The following is a 16,971-nucleotide window of genomic DNA, read 5'->3' on the forward strand; positions in this document are numbered from 1 at the left end:
CTTAGAAGATCTGGCGCAAGCGCAGGCTTCCGGCCTGCGCCACATAACCCGATCCGGCCTCGACCTCATAGTGCGCGGTTACGCTCAGGTTGTGCGCGCGCAGCAGTGTCACGCCCGCCGAAATCACCGCCGAGTTCATGATCGGGCTGGCGCCGAGCGACGTGAAGCTGGTTTGCCCGGTCGGATCCGCCGCGTAGCTGGAGGTGGTCTGCACGCGGGTGTTGTCGTATTCGTGACGCCAGGCCAACTGCAGTTCGGGCACGAATGTGCCATACGAGGTCGGCAGATTGCGCGCGATCTTGACGCCGATATCGCTGTCCACCGACGTCGTGTGGGCGGCGCCTACCGACAGCGCCGCCCCGTTGCCGCCTGTTTCCGTATAAGCGTTCTGTGACAAATAGCTGTACGTGAGGCGCGCCAGCGGCGTGACGGTCGTGACGCCCAGCGCGAGCGGATAACCGGCTTCGGCGCGTGCCACGTATTGGGTACCGCTGAAACTGCCGTTCGCATCCCCCGAGAAGCCGGTGAAGGCGATCTCACGATTGGTGTCGTAGCGCTGTTGCACGGCGCCGGCCGACAAGTTCGCGTACCACGTCGGAGCCGCATAGATGGCATACGCCGTCAGGCCATACGAGTTCACTCTTGTCGTATCGCCCGCGGTGTCGCCCGTATTGTTGATCGCCGCATTGCTGTAGCTGAATACGCCACCGATTTTCCATGCATCGGTGAGGGTATGGTCCACGCCCAGCATCAACCCGCCGAAGTTGGCACTGTAGCCGTCCACTTGGTCGCGCTCGTTCTGACTGGCGTGACCGCCGAATGCTTGACCCCATACGCCCCAGGCCGGTGCGCTTTCGCCGGTGGAGATCCCGCTCTGGCCATCGGTCTGGGCGAGCCTCAGACTGTCGGCGTGGCTGGAGACGATGTTGAGCACGTCCAGGGTGGGAGCGGCGGCGGCCTGGCTCGTCGCGGCCGGCGTGATGGGCGCCAATTGCTTGCCGGCGCTGTTGGCCGCGGTGGCCGAGCCGGACTGGTTGATCGCAAGCGCGGCATTTTCCAGGTTCATCAACTGAGCGTTGAGACCCGTGTAGCTGGAGAGCCCCGAGAGTGCGGCGGTGGCATTCGGTACGGTTGCCGCCGGTGTCGGTGTCGGTGTCGGTGTCGGTGTCGGTGTCGGTGTCGGTGTCGGTGTCGGTGTTGGAGTTGGAGTTGGAGTTGGAGTCGATCCGCTGCTCAGCGTGACGACAAGATCATTTTGGCCCGCCGTGATGGTGCTGGTACCCGTGGCGGTGAAGGCGCCGGCCGAATAAGTCAGGGCAGTGCCGTAGGTCGCCGTTCCCGCGGTTTCCACCACCAAGTACCGCTGGCCGGCGGCCAAGGCATAACCGGCCGGCACGATGTTCACCGACCCCGAGGTCATCGTCGTGTTACCGGTTACCACCAACTCGCCGGATTGCGTCGAACTGACGGCGCCGATCTGCAGCGTACCGCCTGCCTGGTTGTAGTTACCCGTGATCGTGATCGGCTGATTGAGCTGCAACACGGCCGTACCGTTATTGTTGACCGCGTGGCTGCCGACGTTGACATTGTCGTTCAACAGCAGGTTGCCGAAACCGAATGCGAGATTCGAACTGGTGTTGGTGATCGTGCCTGTCGTGCTGCCGCCGTAGCCGGTCAGCGTGCCGAATATCGTGCCCGTCCCGCCGTCGAGGTTCAGGTTGTTTTCGGACAGGTTCGTGAGGTTACCCGCGATGGTGCCCGAATTGGTGACGGTCCCAAACGTACCGGAGGTGTCGTTGTAGAGGGCGTACGCGTTGCCGGTGATCAGGCCGCTATTGGTCAGCGTGTCGATAGTGCCGCTGTTGTAGATGCCGTAGCCGATGCCGACGGTGCCCCCGCGCCGCCGGCTGCACCGCCTATGCCGCTGATGGTGCCGCTGTTGGTCAGGGCGCCGATGACGCCGGTGTTGCTGACGCCGTAGCCGTTGCCACCGTTGCCGGCGCTGCCATTGCCGACGGCACTGGCGCCGCTGCCGCCTGTGCCGATGATGGTGCCGCTGTTGTTCAGTGTGGTGATGGTGCCGCTGTTGCTGATGATGTTGCTGATGCCATAGCCGTTGCCGCCATTGCCGCCGCTGCTGGTGGCGCCGCTGCCGATGGCACCGATGCCGCCGTTTCCGCCTGTACCGGTGATGGTGCCGCTGTTGGTCAGCGTAGTGATGGCGCCGGTGTTGCTGATGCCGTAGCCATTGCCGCCGTTGCCACCGCTGCCGGCGCTGCTGTGGCCATTGCTGCCTGCACTGCCTGCGCCACCGTTGCCGCCTATGCCGCTGAGTGTGCCGTAGGTATTGTTCAGCGTGGTGATGATGCCGGCATTGCTGATGCCGTAGCCGCTGCCACCGTTGCCACCGGCGCCAGCGGTGCCGCTGCTACCGTTGCTGCCGCTACCACCGTTGCCGGCTGTGCCGATGGCGATGCCGCTGTTGTTGATTGCGCCGATCGAGCCGGTGCCGGAATTGGAGATGCCGTAGCCACCACCACTGATGGTGCCGCTGTTGATGATCGTACCGATCGAACTGGCGCCGAACATCAAGATACCGAAGCCGCCACCGCTGATGGTGCCGCCGTTGGTGAGGGTGTCGATCGAACCGGTGCCGGACATCGAGATGCCATCGCCGCCACCGCTGATGATGCCGTTGTTGGTCAGCGTCCCGATCGTGCCGGAATTGCTGATGCCCGAAAGCCCATTGCCAATGATGCGGCCGCTGCCGGTGTTGTTCAGCGTAGTGATGGTGCCGCCGTTTGTGATACCCCAGAGATTACCGCTCAGCGTATCGTTATTGGTCAGCGTGCCGATCACGCCTGACGGGTTGTACAGCGCCGAATTGCTGCCGCTGACAATGCTGTCGTTGGTCAGTGTGCCGATCGTTCCGCCATTGTTGGTGATGGCGTTGGAACCGGTGATGGTGCCGCTGTTGGTCAGCGCGCCTATCGATCCAGTGATACTGAGGACGATACCGATCGCATTGGCGCCGCTGCCGCCGATGCTGCCGCCAATCGTGTTGTTCAGCACGGCAATACTGCCGGTATCGGACAGGCCATCGACGTGACCATCGATGGTGCCGCTATTGGTCAGCGTGCCAAGCGTGCCGCTTGCCGACAAGGCGCTGGCTCCAGACACGACGATGGAACTTGTTACCGTGCAATCTCCGCTCGTCCAAGCGACCTGAGATGACGTGGCGCTGTTCACGGTCGGACAGGTTGTCGACGCTTGGCCTATGGCCGGCACCATCGAGGCCAGCGCGATGCTGATGGAGGTTAGCTTGGGTAACTGGCGGCGGCTCATTGATTGGATCTCTTCGTCGGCTGCAAAATATCGCCCAGATTGACCTTGCCCCGGACGGCGACACTTCGTCCGGAATATAAACGGGTTTTTGCGCATCTTGCAATGCGTAATTGTGTGTAATAAATCAATTGAAAAAGAACTACCTTGCCCCCGCGATTTATGGCTGCGGCGGTATATTTGTCCTGAAAAACGCCAGCCTCCGTCGTTAAGCCCCTTGTAAAAGGTCGCCGATCGAAGCTTTCCGCGTCAAGGCAGTGTTGTAAGCGCCCGGCGATGTCACTTTAAAACACTGCGATGATGAAAACGATAATTGCGTCCAACTACTTTTTAGGTGTAGAGGGGGCATTCATCGACGCCCCGTTCCAGCGAGGCTAGAGCGGTGACGAGTTCGTCGTCGTCCGACTGGAATCGATGCGTCGCAACCAGCAGATTACGTGTCGTTGCCATCACGACTGGTTGCTGAACTGCCCAATGGTGTGATGCTCAATGCGTGACGGTTACGAACCGCAGAAAGCGGCCGTATGCCGTCGAAAATATCGTCACCAAATCACAGTTGTAGCGGGTTTTAGCGAGACGATGGTAGACAATCGATCCGCCAAAAATCGACTTACTTCAATGGCGGTTAGCCTTCCTGAGACGCACTGAGCACTCTTTCCACATACCGCGCAATTGCGTTGAGTTCGGCCGAAGAGGCTTGTTCTACAAGGCGTGCCATTCAGCGGTGCTTGCATATACCGTCAGAAATACCGGCGTGTCACTCGAAATGTAGCGAGATGTCGATAGACGATGACGTAGACGATCCCTACTTCTGTTTGCCCGATACAGCAGGCATGAGTAGTCGACGAGCGTCTTTGAGCAACAGCAGCAATTGCTGTTCTCGCACCGGTGAGGCTTCGAACCCGAAACGCAGATAGAAGCGTGCCGCATCCTCATCGATGGGGTGTGTCAGCAGCGCGCGAACGCCGACTTGTTCGGCGATGGACACTGTGCGCCGGATTGCATCTTGCAGCATGCCAGTCCCGACACCACGCCCGTGGTCCTGCATTGCTACCGCCAGCCGAGCAAGGATGACAACAGGGATTGGATAGGCGCCCATCCCTTTGCGTACTCGATCAGGTGCCTCGAGAGTATCGATTTGCCCTACGGCCAGGCTGTAGTATCCGACTAGGCGCTGATCTTCGGTAACGACGTAGGTCTTGGCCGAACCACTGGCTTGAGCCTGCCGCGCATGGCGCAGGAGCCAGTCATTCAGCCCGGGCTTGCCGCAATCGAAGCCTTCCAATATATGGCTGGCGCCTAGTGCTTGCAGTGCGGACAACGGCATCAGTTCTCCCAAGGAGCCGTTCGGGAGAACAGCTCCCTTAAGCCCGCATTGTCTTGGATTGGGCGATCGAGCATGTCAAGCAGCGCTTGCGATTGGCTTTCGGTCACGAGGAACAAACGCTGGTCAAGTAGCGTTCGTTCGGCAACCTGACAGGCGCTGTCGAGAATAAAATCGGTCATTGATTTGTGCGCGATCTCGGCTGCACGGCGCAGCACTGCTTCTTGCTGCGGCGTAGCTCGCAAACCCAGGCGGGCGGAACGGGTAGATGTGCTCATGAAATTCTCCTTCAAGCGTACGTCATGTTAGCACAACAGGCGTACATATTCTATCGATGCACGATTACCCTTTTTTTTCATGCTGTATCTTTGCTGCACTCAAAAGTTGCTCAAGCGTCTGAAATCCGACGTGGTCGAGGCCGGAAGCAGCACGACGAAGCTTGGCAACTGGTACGCCACCGTTTTGCCCTGGAAGCAGCAGATTGCGATGTTCGTAAGTGAGCGGACGCTACTGCCGGTGCTGATGCCTTTGGCTCCGGCGGCAAACTTAGCGGTCAGGTTCCCGGAGGTACTGGGGGATATACTGGCCGCCCACGGCGTGCCGCGCCCGTTCATCGACTCGGAAGTGCCTGAAATGCAGATCGTCAAATACGCGAGGACGCAAAATCGCAGCGTCGTCGGCATCATGACGCAGTTCGCATATCTCGCCGAAGCGTACCGTGCCTACGACAAACCGAACGAACTCATCGCGCTGTCGCTAAAACTGGCGCGCACGCCATGTAGCCCGCTTTACAAGGGACCGGTGTCTCCAGAGGGGGGCATTGAAAGAGCTGACGAGCGATGGGGGCGCGGTCGCTTGATTGCCAGCATATTCCGGTTCGAGTTGACCGGAGAGCCGGCCGGTAGTGGTGCCTTGCGCAACGATGGGGCGGTCAACGGGGATCGAAATCGACATTCGTTCTGCCAAGGCATCTACGCATCCAATACGCCTGTGGGCTGACAAGGTCGGCGATAATGCCGGACACCCCCCTTTGTACCAGCCAGACCAAACGCGCCAATCGACATGTTGAACGAAGTGCTCTCGCGCCTCACGATGGACCAACTGAAATCGCTAATGCGCTGGTTGCCTGATACGACGCCGACCGGAAAGAAAGACCAACTGGTCGGACAGATCCTGAAGAGTCTCGACGGTGATGGGCTGCGCATGCTTTGGGATCGTCTGGACGATACGCAACGTGTAGCGGTTACGGAGGCCGCGTACACCGCGCATGGGGTTTTTGATCGAAAGCGGTTTCGAGCGAAATACGGGAGACTGCCAGATTTCACTGTCAATGAAGTTGGCAGGCGCTACTCCTCCCGCGGGCAACCGACGGCGCTGGGACTCTTCTTGCATTACGAGGCTGGTTACTACAGCTTGCCACGCGAATTGGGCGAACGGCTGCGCAGCTTCGTGCCTGAACCTTCGCCCGTCAGGTTAAGTCCAGTCGATAGAGAACGACAATTACCTTGGCCGAGACGTAGATAGACACGCATGCTGAAAAGGTCACCACCCGCCAAATAATCTATCTAGCGCCGATAGGATTTCGTCTTGCCGATGTACGAGCGAGCTAACCGGCTTGGTCAGCGCGCTCCGTGGAATTGCTGCGAGCGTCGGGGTATCGAGCATGCACTCAATACCCTCAATGATGAACACGGGGATCAAATCCGGTGGAAGCGGTACCGGGGCGATCCGGTCCAACCTGCGCAGCGGGATGACCGCGCGAGTTGCCAGTCCGGACAAATGATTTCCTTGGACCTCGACCACATAAGGCGTACCGGCGTGCCCACCGGGGTTGGAGAATACGTCGAAACGGGCCATCAGAACGTCCGGTACTGGGCAAGCGGCAGGCCGTCGCGCTCGATCATGTCGTTGTATGCCTGGATAAAGTCCGCGTGTTTGATCGCCCATTGGCGATCTTTTTCCGCCTGCACCGCCTGTCGGATGGCTCGCTCGCACGTCTGCGAAAAGTTGATCCCGAGCTCCTTCGCGTCCTTGTAGACATCCTCGGGCAGGCTGATGTTGGTAGCCCGGCGTGGAACCGTGTCAGTCGTCGTATGCCGCATGCTTGCCTCCTAGGTGTGGGAGTTTATGCGCATTATATCCCACATAAAGGTGCCGGTTTGCGACGCCCATGTTCGTGAACAGGAGCGTAGGAGAGGCCGCCATCGTTGCCAGGCTAGTCGGAGACGTGACGAAGGTGCGCTGACGATCCGAAGGGTTTTAGATGTGCTCATATACAACCTTCGTGCGATGTCCGAGGACGTTGCCGAGTTCAGCCGCGAGACGTGCGTCGATCATCCAGTTGTTGAAACCAAAGCCCAGATTCCCGAATGCCCAATCGAATTCGATGAATGTCCAGTCGACGATTGGCGCCGAGTGAGCGCACGTGCGACACATCAGCGTGCAGTCGGCCTCTGAGTGCCATCGCTCGACCGCCTCGCTCCAGGGCAGCGTATCCAACTCATGATCAGATCCGCAATGCGGGCAGCGTATCTGCTCGCTGTTGGAGCCTGTGTGGAAAACGGTGCGCTCTGCCGTGAGTTCCACGCCGCAAAGCTGCAAGTCGTCGGCGATGTACTCCGACCAGGCGGCCGCTTTGGGCCCCGGGCGATAGAGATCTGCGCCGCTGAGTGCGCCTCCGCTATCGGGGATCGATTCCGCAATACCCTGTTGGACCAGCCCTTGGAGGCCTTTTTGTGCCAAGGCCGGTGCATCTTCAAGCGTCGCTTCGAGATCAACTACCCAGCAGATGTTATCGCTCACGGTGACGGGCTCCTCGGTATGACGTAGGTTGCAGTGGTTGCTTGCGAACCCGATCATATCCATCCCGAAAATGGCGTCTCTCGGAGATTGATGACCGATGACAATCCAGCGCACGAGTCGCAGCGGGTCGCGAGGCAAATTCTGACGAGAAGAAGTCGTGGAGTCTAAATTCATCGCGTTTCCGCTATCCATGCCCAAGGCAGTTCGACATGATAAGTTGGAATCGGTTATCGGCAAGCAACGTCCCTTCACATCCGTCCCAATATTGGCTTCCCCCGCAAGCTCATTTTATGGGCCCGATGGCTCACGCACTGCGCTCCATGTGTCGGTCAGCTTATTTAAAGAAAAATGGGTTGCAAGGGGATTGTGAGATAACTACAGTTATTTCAATTATTTCTCGTGCGACCACACTCCGTGGTCTGTGACAACTAAGGAGTCCATCCCGTGTTGCGCATACCTGTAAGTCGTCCCGAATTCTACGGGAAATACTTCGAAAAACAGCACTACCACGCCTCGAACATCGTTGATGGTCCCATCTTTGCCTGGAGTGATCTTGATGATCTTCTGTTTCCGCTAGACCCGAAGAGACAGGACGATGTGAAGATTATACTTGGAGGTAGGGTGGCGATAGAAAAATATTCATCTCAATATCAAGATTTGGATGAAATTCGGCGTAGAATGACGCCAAATAAATTGGGAGAAATTCTGAAATCCGGTGCGACTATGGTTATCAATCGCCTGGATTTGAAGAGCAGAAAAATTGCAACGATTTGCCAGTGGATCTCCGATCTGTATGACCTTAAGACCATGTCGTTATACACAACGTGGCCGCTGTTCTGCGGCGTCGAGAAAGGCCGTTTACTTTCAATGACATAGCGACGCGCTTGTAAACTATCGGCGTTTCGCGTTTACTCTGCGCTTTTGAGCGGACGCCTTGGTCACCGAATCGACGCCCTGGACGCAAATGGAATTCGAGCAACTGGACCTTGGCGAGGTGCGCCTGAACAAGCGAGCGAGGCTTTTGATGGCAAGGATGGCGGCCGACCCGACGGCCAGCGTGTCGCAGGCATGCCAAGGTTGGGGCGAAACGATAGCGGCATATCGCTTCTTCGATAACGAGAAGGTCCAATGGCATGCGATTCTGGAGCCGCACTGGCAGCAGACGCAAAAGCGAATGCAGGCGCATCAGGTCGTGCTCTGTCTTCAAGACACCACTGAGCTTGATTTCAACGGTCAGGATGCGCTCGGCTCGGGGCCGCTGGCGTATGAGGCGCAGCGCGGGATGTTTGTTCACCCGACCTATGCGGTAACGCCGCAGCGCGAACCGTTGGGCATCCTGGATGCCTGGATGTGGGCCCGTGAGAAGAAGGACGACTCGGGCCAGCGTGGCGGTCCGAAGGAAAGTTTGCGTTGGATCGAAGGCTACGAGCGCATCGCCGAGATGGCGCCGGATATGCCATCGACCCGTCTGGTGTATGTGGCCGACCGCGAAGCGGATCTGATGGCGCTGATGGAACGCGCCGATGAGCTGGGCAACCCGGCCGACTGGCTGGTACGTGCCTCGCACAACCGCAGCTTGCCCGAGGGCGACAAACTGTGGGAGCGCGCGACGTGCGGCGAAGCGGTGGGCGAAATCGCCTTCCCGATGGCCGCGCGCCAGGGTGTGAAAGCCAGAACGGTTCACCAGCGCCTGTGGCAGGGAAGAGGCGGTCGTAGGATGCCAGCTTCAGTTGCCGGGTTCGCGCGCATGTGTGGCTGATGATCGCTGTGCCTAGGCGTCGCGCGTCCCGTGCAGGTACGGCCGACCGGAAGAAAATCCAGACGTGCGCGCCATTTCCGGATCGCGAGATTTCCAGCGCGGCTGGTATGCCTAGTTCAATACATGACGACCTGAAAGCCTGGGCATCTTCCCGCCAGTCGGTGTCATCGAAAGCGACGGCAAGAAAATGACAGGTATGGTCAGCCAGCAGGGGGTAGACGCCAATCGTGTGCCGACCCGCAAGGTGGTCATAGACGATCTGGTCTGACAACGGGATCAGGAGACGGTGGCCGCATTCGGAGCACTTGATTCGAGGTTTCCCACAAATACCCGGTCTCCATTCGTTGGCACAAGCGGGCGAGTAGCCTGGCTTGCCAGCCTTGTTTTGCCATCTGACCGGGTAAACGTCGGTACGACCCTGAAAAAGCCGGCGAAACAAAATGACCTTCTCGTGCGTGCTAAGCCGGCACGGCTCGGACTGCTGCGGAGCGACTGCCTCGGTCTGGGCTAACGAACCTTCGAAGTCGATGCCGTGCGCATCTAGCATGGCCCGGAGCCGCGCGTTTTCAGCGCGCAAATACTCCAGCTCGCTAGTTTCCGATGTCGCGTCGCGTCGCTTGCGGACACCTTTCTGTCCCTGAATACCGACTGTGGGGGCGCGGTTCAATCCTTGTCCTTCGGGCAATTGCTATATAATGAAAATTATATAGGGAGGGGCGTCATGCTTACATTCAAGGTAACAACGGTCGGGGCTTCGGCTGGCTTCATCCTTACGAAGGAGGCGATGGCGCGGCTCAAGGTGCAGAAGGGCGACACCGTGTACTTGACCGAGGCGCCCGAAGGCGGCTACCGGATTACGCCGTACAACCCGGATTTTGAACGCCAGATGAAGCTGGCGGAAGAGATCATGCACGATGACCGCGACATCTTGCGGGCACTGGCCAAATGACTGAATGGCGCTGGGTCCGTGCGGATCTAACCTATGCAATCCACGATCGCCAGCTTGCTGAGCATGGCGGGCTTGATGGGGTGCGTGACAAAGGCGCGGTGGAGTCGGCACTGGCGCGGCCGCAGAATCTCGATGTCTATGCAAGTGCGGACGCGGCGGCGCTCGCCGCTGCGTATGCCTATGGGTTAGCGCGGAACCACGGCTTTACAGACGGCAACAAGAGAACCGCTTGGGTCGTTGCGCGCCTTTTCCTGGCAGACAACGGCTATCGGCTGAAGTTTGACCCGGTCGATGCCGTCAGGACCATGGAAACGGTTGCTGCTGGTGCGCTCGACGAAGCCGCCCTGGCAGAGTGGTTCCGCCAGCGGATCGCCGAGTAAGTCGGCGAGCGATCAAGTTCGAAACTCGCGCTGGTTGAACCGGTTACGAGCGTCCCATAAGCGACGCCGATGACAGGATCCTTTCGGTGTATCGCGCAATTATGTTGAATCTGGCGGGAAAGCCACGCCCCAAATAGGCGGGGTCGAGAAAGGCCACTCGTATACCGTCAGCAATACCGTCGTGTCGCGCTGCTTGTAACTAGACGATGATAGGCGATGCTGGACGGCGCTTGCAATCGGACATCATTCAGAGCGTTTCCAGCATCTGAAGCGTTTCCGGGTGCTTGGCGACCAGTCGGATCAGCGTGGCGGCCTGTGCGTTGGGTTTGGCCTTGCCTTGTTCCCAATTCTGATACGTGCGCACGTTGATGCGCAGGCTTCGGGCCATGACAGCTTGAGATGCGTGAGATGCTTCGCGCACGGCCTTGATTTCGGCCGGCGAGACGTCGAGCGCATCGGGCACCTCGGCCTTGATCTTGCGCAGTGTGATTTTCTCTTCGCGCTCGGCAGCAAGGGCGTCGAGACCCTCAGTCAATTCAGCAAACAGATTTCGCTTTTTCATTGCTTGCTCCGTATCGTGACCTCTCTTTCCAGTAGCTTCGCGAAGGCTTTCCGCTCGTCACTGGTTAGGTCTGCCATTTCATCCTTGTCGTACAGCGTGAACAACCAGAATTGATAACCGCTAACCCAGTAGTAATAGATCACTCGTAGGCCACCGCGTTTGCCTTTCTGGCGGCGTTTGTCAGCGAACCTCAGCTTCCGCAGACCGCCGGTTCCCTTGATCAAGTCACCGGCCTCGGGATTAGCCAGCAGCTCTTTCTGCAGCACGGCGTACTCATCATCCGCGAGGTAGTTCTCGCGTTCACGGGAAAACGGTGGCAGTTCGATGAAGGTCGCGTGCATCGGTGAATTGTACGCTACCTGCGTATAATTTCAAGGACATGCGTTGGCGAGCGGGCCGGGCCGAACCACGCTTGTTCGCTCGGCGTACATCTACTCTTGGTACAAGGTTGTTCCCTTTTTCTATGCTGTGCCTTTACTGCACTCACAAGTTGCTCAAACGCCTGAATCCCGGGGTGCTCGAGGTAGGAAGTAGCACCGCGAAGCTTGGCAACTGGTACGCAACTGTTTTGCCATGGCGGCCGCAGGTTGCGATGCTTGTGAATGAGCGGGCGCTATTGCCTGTGCTGATGCCGTTGGCTCCGGCGGCTAGCCTAGCGGTTAGGTTTCCGGGGGCTCTGGGGGATATACTGGCCGCCCACGGAGTGCCGCGTTCGTTTATCGACTCGGAAGTACGCGAAATGCAGGTCGTCAAATACGCGAAGACGCAAAATCGCAGCGTTGTTGGCATCATGACGGAGTTCGCACATCTCGCCGAAGCCTACCGCGCCCGCGACAAACCGACCGAACTCATCGAGCTGTCGCTAAAACTGGCGCGCACGCCATGTAGCCCGCTTTACAAGGGACCCGTGTCGCCGGAGCGAGCATTGAAAGAGTTGGTCTGCGATGGAGGAGGGGGCGCCTGATCGCGAGTTGCCGCGGCGTAGTCCGTCTTGAGCGGACAGGAGGGCTGATACCCGACGCGGCGGGTGCAAAGGGCCAAGAACTACACAGTCGCCGATGGGGCGACTTCTCGCGGAACGAGGCTCCCCGCAGCGGTCAGCGACGTTGTATGGGCATTGCCGCCGACAGCATCCTTTCGGTGTACCGCGCAATCAAATCAACCTCGAGATTGACCTTCTCCCCGGCCTTCAAGCCCTTAAGTGTCGTGACTTCGACCGTATGCGGGATCAAATTGATCGAGAACTCGCAGCCGTCGTCGCGATCGTCAATGCTATTGACGGTCAGGCTCACGCCGTTCACCGTGATCGAGCCTTTATAAGCGAGATAGCGGCCGATCTCGCGCGGCGCAAGCACGCGCAATTCGTGCGATTCGCCCACCGGCGCGAAGCGCATCACGGTGCCGAGCCCGTCTACGTGTCCCGACACGATATGGCCACCCAAGCGCTCGTGCGCCGTCAACGCCTTCTCGAGGTTGACTTCCCCCGGCGCGGCGAGGCCGACCGTGCAATTGAGGCTTTCGCGCGAGACGTCGACGTCGAACGTGTCAGCCGTCTTCGCGACGACCGTCATGCATGCGCCTTGAATGGCGATGCTGTCGCCGAGCGCGACGTCGCCCAAATCGAGCGCTCCCGCGCCGATCGTCAAACGCACGCCGGCCGCGTCGTTCGTCCCCAGCGGCTTCACTGCTTCGATGCGGCCGACGGCCGCGACGATTCCCGTAAACATCGTGAGCGTTCCTTTCCAGTTCAATGAGGTGCCGACGGCGCTTGCAAGCGCGCCAAGATACGCACGTCGTCGCCGATCCGATCGATCGCATGAAAAACAAGCCCGGTGCGCGCATCGAGCCCGGCCGGTGCCGCGAGGTCGAACATGCCGGCCGAGTTCGAACCGAGCAGGCTCGGCGCCAAATAGATCAACAATTCGTCGACGCAGCCTTCGCGCAGCAGCGAGCCGTTCAGCTTATGCCCGGCCTCGACGTGCAATTCGTTGATGCCGCGCGTGGCCAGCGTCTTCAACATCGCCGGAAGATCGACCTTGCCATGCGCGTTGGCCAGCGGGACAACTTCAATTCCGCGTGCGGCCAAGGCGTCGGCCTGCGCGATATTGCGCTCGTCGATGCGTCCGCAGAACACGAGTGGCGGGGCGCCGTCGAGCAGCCGGGCTGTCAACGGCACGTCGAGCCGGCTGTCGATGAGCACGCGTAGCGGCTGCCGCGGCGTCTCGACTTCGCGTACCGTCAACCGCGGATCGTCCTCGCGCACCGTGCCGATGCCGGTCAGGATCGCGCAGGCGCGTGCTCGCCAAGCGTGGCCGTCCGCACGCGCCGGCGCGCCCGTGATCCATTGGCTTTCGCCGGTCGGCAGCGCCGTGCGGCCGTCGAGCGATGCGGCGACTTTCATGCGCACCCATGGGCGTGCGCGTGTCATGCGCGACACGAATCCGATGTTCAATTCGCGTGCTTCGTTTGCAAGCAAGCCGCAGCGCACGTCGATGCCGGCATCGCGCAACATCGTCAAGCCGCGGCCCGATACCTGCGGATTCGGATCTTCCATCGCTGCGATGACACGTTTGACGCGTGCGTCGATCAGCGCGTGCGCGCACGGCGGCGTGCGGCCGAAGTGGCTGCACGGCTCCAGCGAGACATAGGCCGTCGCACCCTGCGGGTCATGCCCGCGGCGTCGCGCGTCCTTGAGCGCTTGCACCTCGGCGTGGTCCTGACCGGCCGGCTGCGTGAAGCCTTCGCCGATCGCCATGCCGTCCTTGACGAGCACGCAGCCGACGCGCGGGTTGGGCGTCGTCGTGTACATGCCGCGCGCGGCAAGCGTCAGCGCGCGCTGCATATGGATGAAGTCCGCTTCGGAGAACATCGCCGATCCGCGCCAGGTTAGGCGTCGCGCGCGGCGAAAGCGCCACGCGCGGCATCGATCGTCGCGTCGATGACGGCATCGTCGTGCGCGCTCGAGACGAAGCCGGCCTCGTAGGCGGACGGCGCGAAGTACACGCCTGCCTCGAGCATCCTATGGAAGAAGGCGTTGAAGCGGGCGATGTCGCTGCGCGAGACGTCGGCGAAACTCGCGGGTACGCGCTCAGTGAAGTAGATGCCGAACATGCCGCCGACGGCATCCGCGCAGAACGCCACGTTTGCATCGCGCGCGGCGGCGGTCAGCCCATTCGCGAGCCGGGCCGTTTGTGCCGACAAACGTTCGTAGAAATCGGGGGCTTGGATCAGTTCGAGCGTCTTCAAGCCCGCGGCGACGGCGACGGGATTGCCCGAGAGCGTGCCTGCTTGATAGACCGCGCCTTCGGGCGCAAGCAGCGACATGATGTCGCGCCGACCGCCGAAGGCCGCCGCGGGCATGCCGCCGCCGATGATCTTGCCGAGGCAGGTGAGGTCGGGCGTGATGCCGTACAGCGCTTGCGCGCCGCCGAGCGCGACGCGAAAGCCGCACATGACTTCGTCGAAGATCAGCACGGCGCCGTGATGCGTGCACAGGCGCCGCAGTGCTTGCAGGAATTCGGGGTTGCCGCGCACGAGGTTCATGTTGCCGGCAACGGGCTCGACGATGACACCTGCGATTTCATCGCCGAAGGCGGCGAACGCCTCTTCGAGCGCCTGTGTGTTGTTGTATTCGAGGACGGTCGTGTGCTTCGCGATGTCGGTCGGCACGCCGGCCGACGTCGGATTGCCGAACGTCAGCAGCCCCGAGCCGGCTTTGACGAGCAGGCTGTCGGCGTGGCCGTGGTAACAGCCTTCGAACTTGACGATGCGATTGCGTTGCGTGAAGCCGCGCGCGAGCCGTAGCGCGCTCATGGTCGCTTCGGTACCGCTCGAGACCAGCCGCACTTGCTCGATCGACGGCACGAGCTTGCAGATTTCCTCGGCGATCTCGATCTCGGCTTGCGTCGGCGCGCCGAACGAGAAGCCGTCGGCGAGCACGCGCTGAACCGCTTCGATCACCTCCGGGTGCACGTGGCCGACGATCATCGGCCCCCATGAGCCGATGTAGTCGATATAGCGCTTTCCTTCCGCGTCCCAGAAGTAGGGGCCCTGCGCACGCTTGACGAAAGGCGGCGTGCCGCCGACGGAGCGGAAGGCGCGCACGGGCGAATTGACACCGCCTGGGATGGTGCGTTGGGCGCGTTCGAAGAGGGCTTGGTTGCTGTACATGAGTGAAATGGGCTTCGACGAAAGACCGGCTGGAGTCGACGGGCGCGCACGGAGGCGGTGGACGCAACCGATGGGATGGCGCCAATTGTACCGAAAGCGGGGCGGACGGGCCGGCGGCTAGGCGAGTGTAATGGGCAAGCGGGCCGGGCATAAAAAAAGCGCCCACGAGGAGCGCTTTGAAGATGCTGCGGCAACCGTGGTCCGGCGGGCCGAGGCCCAGCCGGATGGCAGGTTGTTGTGCTTAGAACTTGTGGCGGATACCGACGCGAGCCAGCAACTGGTTGCTGTTCGTGCTTGCATCGCCGAGGATCGGCGCGTAGATGTCGGCCGTCACACCGCCGCTCATCGCGTGCTGATAGACGCCCATCAGGTAGACGTCCGTGCGCTTCGACAGACGGTAGTCGGCGATGGCATTGAGCTGACCGTACTTCGGCTTTTGGCCCGTCGCGTCGACCTTGCCCGTCGTGAACGTGTAGCCGGCGCCCAGCGTCGTTGCCGGCGTCAGGCTGTAGTTGCCCCAGGCTTCGAAGCTGTCGAAGCGGACCGTGTTGCCAGCAACACCGTTGGCGTCGTCGAAGCGAACATCCGAGACGTTGCCGCCGACCTGTACCGGGCCGAACGTGTACGTCGCGCCGCCGCTCAGGCTTTGCATGTTCTGCGGCTGACCGACCAAGCCCCAGATGCCCGACGTCGCCGAGACGGCGGCGGGGTTTTGGCTTGCCGTGAAGTTGCCGTCGGCGAACTGCGTACCCGGGTTCCTCGCGTAGAAGTAACCAGCGCCGATGTACAGCGGGCCGCCGGAGTAGTTCAAGCCAGCGCCGATCGTGCTGTTTTTGCCGAACGAGCCAGCCACGCCGCCGAATGCGTAGAACAATTCACCTTGAACGCCACCGAAACGCGGCGACACGTACTTGACCGCATTGTTCACGCGGAAGCCGTTATCCGTGTTGTCGATGTCGGCGGGGTGCGAGAAGAACGCGCCCCATTGGCCGTTGAACGTCGTCGGTTGCGCGTTGTCGACCACCGGGTCGTATTGACGGCCGATCGTGAACGTACCGACTTGGTCGTTCGTCAGGCCGACGTAGGCTTGACGGCCGAATTCGAGGCCACCTTGACCGAGCTTGCCGTTGAACACGTTAAAGCCGTTTTCCAATTGGAAAATGGCCTTCGTGCCGCCGCCCAGATCTTCCGAGCCCTTCAGGCCCCAGCGGCTGCCTTGAACGATGCCGCTTTGCGCTGCGATGTCGGAATGACCGCCGACGTTGTTCGTGTACGTGATACCTGCGTCGATGATGCCGTACAACGTGACGCTGCTTTGGGCGAACGCCGGTGCTGCGAAGGCGCCCGTCACTGCGAGTGCGAGAAGCGATTTCTTCATCAAATGGTCTCCGAGACGTTGAGTTGCAGTGTGAGCAACCCGGATTGGGAAATTCTTTTGCCGCGGATTTCCCCACCTTATGGGCAGTTGATGCCGCAGCGGGGTCCAGGCAGTCGAGGCGATACTAGGCATCTCCACTCCGGACCCTCATTGGTAGAAACACTAGTTGTGGACGATTGTTGCGGATACTGAAACGGAGTGATTCGGCAGGCAAATCGCGCGGTGCCTTGCCGGATAAGGCGTTGAATGAAAGTAATTGATTAATTAAAAGATTGATGTGTTGTATGGAGGCCACACTTTTATAT

General features: G+C 60.2%; 19 protein-coding genes and 2 pseudogenes. 7 read left to right on the top strand and 14 right to left on the bottom strand.

What is annotated here, in order from left to right; genetic code table 11:
- Window position 1: 1 nt before the first annotated feature.
- From J3485_RS05290 to J3485_RS05305, 4 genes are all read right to left on the bottom strand, one after another.
- Window positions 2-1,597, bottom strand: coding sequence for an autotransporter family protein (locus J3485_RS05290; protein ID WP_206951503.1), 1,596 nt, complete (start codon window positions 1,595-1,597; stop codon window positions 2-4).
- Window positions 1,598-1,839: 242 nt separating this feature from the next.
- Entirely contained in the window at window positions 1,840-3,345 is a 1,506-nt protein-coding gene (locus tag J3485_RS05295) for a beta strand repeat-containing protein (RefSeq protein ID WP_206951504.1), read from the bottom strand.
- Window positions 3,346-4,147: 802 nt separating this feature from the next.
- Window positions 4,148-4,681: a GNAT family N-acetyltransferase gene (locus J3485_RS05300; RefSeq protein ID WP_242538490.1), complete on the bottom strand. Its 534-nt coding sequence runs from the start codon at window positions 4,679-4,681 to the stop codon at window positions 4,148-4,150.
- Complete coding sequence (locus J3485_RS05305) at window positions 4,669-4,944, bottom strand: type II toxin-antitoxin system TacA family antitoxin (RefSeq protein ID WP_206951505.1); 276 nt, start codon at window positions 4,942-4,944, stop codon at window positions 4,669-4,671. Before J3485_RS05305 ends, J3485_RS05300 begins: the two co-directional genes overlap by 13 nt.
- 79 nt (window positions 4,945-5,023) lie before the next feature.
- Here J3485_RS05305 and J3485_RS05310 point away from each other — a divergent pair, with 79 nt between their 5' ends.
- Window positions 5,024-5,665: a DUF6933 domain-containing protein gene (locus J3485_RS05310; RefSeq protein ID WP_242538491.1), complete on the top strand. Its 642-nt coding sequence runs from the start codon at window positions 5,024-5,026 to the stop codon at window positions 5,663-5,665.
- Window positions 5,666-5,728: 63 nt separating this feature from the next.
- A complete protein-coding gene (locus J3485_RS05315; RefSeq protein WP_206951506.1) occupies window positions 5,729-6,190 on the top strand; it encodes a hypothetical protein in 462 nt (153 codons plus the stop codon).
- Window positions 6,191-6,208: 18 nt separating this feature from the next.
- Here the strand turns inward: J3485_RS05315 and J3485_RS05320 are convergent, their stop codons facing one another.
- From J3485_RS05320 to J3485_RS05330, 3 genes are all read right to left on the bottom strand, one after another.
- Window positions 6,209-6,613 carry a CcdB family protein gene (locus J3485_RS05320; protein WP_309476980.1) on the bottom strand — a complete coding sequence of 135 codons (405 nt, stop codon included), beginning with the start codon at window positions 6,611-6,613 and terminating at the stop codon, window positions 6,209-6,211.
- A complete protein-coding gene (locus J3485_RS05325) occupies window positions 6,523-6,768 on the bottom strand; it encodes a type II toxin-antitoxin system CcdA family antitoxin (RefSeq protein ID WP_206951508.1) in 246 nt (81 codons plus the stop codon). Before J3485_RS05325 ends, J3485_RS05320 begins: the two co-directional genes overlap by 91 nt.
- 157 nt (window positions 6,769-6,925) lie before the next feature.
- Complete coding sequence (locus tag J3485_RS05330) at window positions 6,926-7,642, bottom strand: serine/threonine protein kinase (RefSeq protein WP_242538492.1); 717 nt, start codon at window positions 7,640-7,642, stop codon at window positions 6,926-6,928.
- A gap of 270 nt (window positions 7,643-7,912) precedes the next feature.
- Between J3485_RS05330 and J3485_RS05335 the strand changes: the two genes are divergently transcribed.
- The gene (locus J3485_RS05335; RefSeq protein WP_206951509.1) at window positions 7,913-8,344 is read left to right on the top strand and encodes a hypothetical protein; all 432 of its coding nucleotides are present in this window, start codon (window positions 7,913-7,915) and stop codon (window positions 8,342-8,344) included.
- A gap of 88 nt (window positions 8,345-8,432) precedes the next feature.
- Window positions 8,433-9,206: pseudogene (locus J3485_RS05340) on the top strand (IS4 family transposase); the annotation flags it as partial.
- Between the two features lie 16 nt (window positions 9,207-9,222).
- On the opposite strand, the pseudogene J3485_RS29510 reads toward J3485_RS05340, so the two are convergent.
- Window positions 9,223-9,774 (bottom strand): annotated as a pseudogene (locus J3485_RS29510) (TOTE conflict system archaeo-eukaryotic primase domain-containing protein); the annotation flags it as partial.
- A 174-nt stretch (window positions 9,775-9,948) separates the two neighbouring features.
- Here J3485_RS29510 and J3485_RS05345 point away from each other — a divergent pair.
- Both J3485_RS05345 and J3485_RS05350 read left to right on the top strand, forming a co-directional pair.
- The gene (locus tag J3485_RS05345) at window positions 9,949-10,176 is read left to right on the top strand and encodes an AbrB/MazE/SpoVT family DNA-binding domain-containing protein (protein WP_009889671.1); all 228 of its coding nucleotides are present in this window, start codon (window positions 9,949-9,951) and stop codon (window positions 10,174-10,176) included.
- Window positions 10,173-10,556 (top strand): type II toxin-antitoxin system death-on-curing family toxin, encoded by a 384-nt coding sequence (locus J3485_RS05350; protein ID WP_206951511.1) that lies wholly within the window; start codon window positions 10,173-10,175, stop codon window positions 10,554-10,556. The genes J3485_RS05345 and J3485_RS05350 overlap by 4 nt, the downstream gene beginning before the upstream one ends.
- Before the next feature lie 247 nt (window positions 10,557-10,803).
- On the opposite strand, the gene J3485_RS05355 is transcribed toward J3485_RS05350, so the two are convergent.
- Together J3485_RS05355 and J3485_RS05360 are read right to left on the bottom strand one after the other, a co-directional pair.
- A complete protein-coding gene (locus J3485_RS05355) occupies window positions 10,804-11,118 on the bottom strand; it encodes a helix-turn-helix domain-containing protein (protein ID WP_179405152.1) in 315 nt (104 codons plus the stop codon).
- A complete protein-coding gene (locus J3485_RS05360; RefSeq protein WP_059590707.1) occupies window positions 11,115-11,459 on the bottom strand; it encodes a type II toxin-antitoxin system RelE/ParE family toxin in 345 nt (114 codons plus the stop codon). Before J3485_RS05360 ends, J3485_RS05355 begins: the two co-directional genes overlap by 4 nt.
- 122 nt (window positions 11,460-11,581) lie before the next feature.
- On the opposite strand from J3485_RS05360, the gene J3485_RS29515 reads away from it, so the two are divergent.
- Entirely contained in the window at window positions 11,582-12,082 is a 501-nt protein-coding gene (locus J3485_RS29515) for a DUF6933 domain-containing protein (protein WP_206951512.1), read from the top strand.
- A 133-nt stretch (window positions 12,083-12,215) separates the two neighbouring features.
- Here the strand turns inward: J3485_RS29515 and J3485_RS05370 are convergent, their stop codons facing one another.
- The 4 genes from J3485_RS05370 to J3485_RS05385 all read right to left on the bottom strand — a co-directional run bounded on the left by J3485_RS05370 (window position 12,216) and on the right by J3485_RS05385 (window position 16,666).
- Complete coding sequence (locus tag J3485_RS05370; RefSeq protein WP_206951513.1) at window positions 12,216-12,845, bottom strand: riboflavin synthase; 630 nt, start codon at window positions 12,843-12,845, stop codon at window positions 12,216-12,218.
- Window positions 12,846-12,865: 20 nt separating this feature from the next.
- Window positions 12,866-13,987, bottom strand: a complete 1,122-nt coding sequence (ribD, locus tag J3485_RS05375; protein WP_206951514.1) for a bifunctional diaminohydroxyphosphoribosylaminopyrimidine deaminase/5-amino-6-(5-phosphoribosylamino)uracil reductase RibD — start codon at window positions 13,985-13,987, stop codon at window positions 12,866-12,868.
- A gap of 17 nt (window positions 13,988-14,004) precedes the next feature.
- Window positions 14,005-15,288, bottom strand: a complete 1,284-nt coding sequence (gene hemL / locus J3485_RS05380) for a glutamate-1-semialdehyde 2,1-aminomutase (protein ID WP_206951515.1) — start codon at window positions 15,286-15,288, stop codon at window positions 14,005-14,007.
- 241 nt (window positions 15,289-15,529) lie between these two features.
- Entirely contained in the window at window positions 15,530-16,666 is a 1,137-nt protein-coding gene (locus J3485_RS05385; protein WP_206951516.1) for a porin, read from the bottom strand.
- Window positions 16,667-16,971 lie beyond the last annotated feature (305 nt).

The organism is Trinickia acidisoli (genome assembly GCF_017315725.1).
In the GTDB taxonomy this organism is placed as follows: Bacteria; Pseudomonadota; Gammaproteobacteria; order Burkholderiales; family Burkholderiaceae; genus Trinickia; species Trinickia acidisoli.